The 2,736-nt window shown below is 51.3% G+C and carries 2 protein-coding genes; both read left to right on the top strand.

Annotated elements, in window-relative coordinates:
* Nucleotides 1–114: 114 nt before the first annotated feature.
* Complete coding sequence (locus AKL28_RS23240; RefSeq protein WP_050470658.1) at nucleotides 115–1,473, top strand: tetratricopeptide repeat protein; 1,359 nt, start codon at nucleotides 115–117, stop codon at nucleotides 1,471–1,473.
* The gene (locus tag AKL28_RS23235) at nucleotides 1,463–1,813 is read left to right on the top strand and encodes a cyclophilin-like fold protein (RefSeq protein WP_050470657.1); all 351 of its coding nucleotides are present in this window, start codon (nucleotides 1,463–1,465) and stop codon (nucleotides 1,811–1,813) included. The genes AKL28_RS23240 and AKL28_RS23235 overlap by 11 nt, the downstream gene beginning before the upstream one ends.
* The last annotated feature ends 923 nt before the right edge of the window (nucleotides 1,814–2,736 follow it).

Here is a 2,736-nt window from a genome sequence, read left to right as displayed (position 1 = left end):
GTACTGTTCAAGACATCGACACGATATCAGACCTAGTGTTCGTGGAGTCACTTCTACTCAATCCTTCGCCACGCGAGCGATAAACGTCAATCAATCCTTATTACGACCGACCGCATGACCGAAAATAATGCCTTAGAACAGGCCATTAATAGACATTTCGAAGGTGACTTGGACGCTGCTGCGCAGGTGTATCTCTCCGTACTGGAAGATGACCCGATAAATGCGGTTGCACTTCATTACTACGGCATTTATCTGCATCAAATTGGCAAGCACAACGAAGCTATCGACAAGCTGCAGCTTTCCTGCGCCTTAGCGCCAGAGAACGCCTCTTGGCACAATGACCTCGGAAATGTCTTGTTCAACCTGTCCCAGTACGAGATGGCGGTGTCTGCATACAGTGACGCACTAGAGGCCAATGCTGCTGACCATATGGTTTGGAACAACATGGGCGCAGCATTACTGAGGTTGGGTAAATCGGAAGAAGCGGCGGAAGCGTTTTCTCGTGCCGTTGATATCTCACCGGAGTTCGTATCAGCACTGCAGAATCTTGGGGTAATTTACGAGCAAGCCGGCGACAAGATGAAGGCCTCTCACTACCAGTGCCGAGCCTATGTAGTTCCGCCCATGGAGGGGAAATCGCGAGACTTGGTTGGTATCTCCTTCTATTTTTTAGGGCGCCTGGACGAAGCAGCTCAGTTATATCGCGAATGGCTGCAAGATGAGCCTGAAAATGCCGTGGCTGAACACATGCTGGCTGCGTGTTCTCAGAAGGAAGTGCCTGCCAGAGCGTCTGACCGCTACATAGAGCAGCACTTTGATAAGTACGCAGAGACCTTTGAAGCCAATTTACTGGAGAGCTTGGCATACAAAGGCGCAGCCATGATTTCGACAGGCCTTTCTGCCATCTCCGCTCCATCGAATCAATTTTCTGTCGTAGATATCGGTTGTGGCACCGGCATATGTGGCCCAGTTCTTGAACCCTATAGTAGTAGCTTGGTCGGTGTCGATTTGTCAGGAAAGATGCTTGAAAAAGCGGCTTTACGAGGTTGTTATGACCTCCTAGTACGAGGTGAAGTCGGCGGCTATCTAATGGCTAACCCGCAGGCATATGACCTCGTTGCAGCTGCTGATACGTTGATTTATTTTGGCGATTTGGCCCCTCTTTTCGAGAAAGTCTCGGCAGCTCTTCGTTCCGGCGGTTACTTCATTTTCACGGTCGAATCACTAGAGGCCGCTCAGGTGCGAGAAAAGGGCTATCTACTCCATGCCAGCGGCCGGTACAAACACGGCTGCAACTACGTCATTCGCCGCCTTGCGCCTGCTAGTTTGGAACTTGTGCATCATAGCTTCCACACCATACGCACAGAAGTCGGGGTTGATGTTCCCGGAATTGTATTTGTCGCGCGAAAGATTACCGACCATAGCGAAAGAAAATTTCCGAAGACTACTCAGGAGGCTGGAGATGGATATTGAAATTGATACCGGAAAGCAGATAGTTTTTGCTGAAATCGATGACTCCGCTGCTGCTCGAGATTTCGCCGACCTTTTGCCTCTCACGTTGGCACTTGAGGACTATGCATCGACCGAGAAAATTGGCTTTCTTCCTCGAAAACTCAATCTGGACGGCGCGCCACCCGGCACCAAACCAGAGGTCGGTTCGATTGCGTACTATGCTCCTTGGGGGAACTTGGCTATTTTCTATCGTGACTTCAAATATTCAACGGGCTTGGTCCCTTTGGGTAGGATTACCTCTGAGATATCCGAACTTCAAACTAATGGTGAATTGAAGGTCACAATTCGCTTGGCCAAGTGAACTGGCGCCCCCAACTCGCTCTGTCAGCCAGGCCGGTTTCCGGGAATTTTTTTAAAAACGGCGAAGAAGGGCTTATTTCTAGCTCACACGGCGCCGCGCAAGGTCCTATCCGAAGGGGTAGTCATGGCCAGCTGCTCATAGCCTCTCGCACGTTGTAGTAAGGTGCTCCTCGGGCTGCCGCCAGGCGCCCTGGCGGCAAAGCGCGAAGCGTAATACGCCGACCTAAAAAGCGCTTTCTAAATTCGGGGAGGTATTGGGAGGGGCTCTGAGCTCCGTATCAAAGAGCGAAGTGCCTTTCTACCCTGATGACTACGAAGTAATAAATATAGGAGGGGGATTCCATAGTTAAAGAGAACCTTTAATATGGATATACATGTTTTTAGTGTTTTATTGGATATTCCTTGGACCCTATGGGGCCGTCGGTCTTCCATTAAACGAAGATTCCGCCAGACTTTTCGAATAACGCCTCTAGCTTTGCCAGCGCACCGGTGTTCTCAACTCTACCCCACAGTAACCGGTTATCCCCTCGTCGCTGCCGTTCCTAGCCGACCAACGAGGCGGTCACGGCCAAGGTTCTCAGTCCGAGAAGTCGGCACAATCAACGTGTGGCATGCAGCGCAAACGTCTAGTGACGGCGTGATTTTATCGCCATGAAAGCCGCTGTGGAAGAGGTTTTTCGGCAGTTTCTGCCCCTGCCATCTTGCCCTGAAATAAGGTGCCTGCGAATAGCGCGACATTTTGAAACGCCGGCGCTGAAAATATTTTTCGGACCGCTGGCGGCACGCTCCCTGGCATCAACCTTCTGCAGTCGCCGCGACATCACTCATTGAGGCAACAACAGCTTTCGGCATCATCTTGGAAAGCCGTTGTCCATCGCGTGCGAAGCCAACTGCCTCGTAGAAGCGGTGCGCCCCATCTTGCAG

The sequence above is a fragment of the Herbaspirillum chlorophenolicum genome (assembly GCF_001189955.1).
GTDB lineage: Bacteria > Pseudomonadota > Gammaproteobacteria > Burkholderiales > Burkholderiaceae_D > Herbaspirillum > Herbaspirillum chlorophenolicum.
This window is presented reverse-complemented; position numbering and strand designations above follow the sequence as displayed.

What these genes read in the sequence shown, in the direction of transcription:
- AKL28_RS23240 (WP_050470658.1), top strand. Translation starts at nt 115, where the DNA reads ATGACCGAAAATAATGCCTTAGAACAGGCCATTAATAGACATTTCGAA.
- AKL28_RS23235 (WP_050470657.1), top strand. Translation starts at nt 1,463, where the DNA reads ATGGATATTGAAATTGATACCGGAAAGCAGATAGTTTTTGCTGAAATC.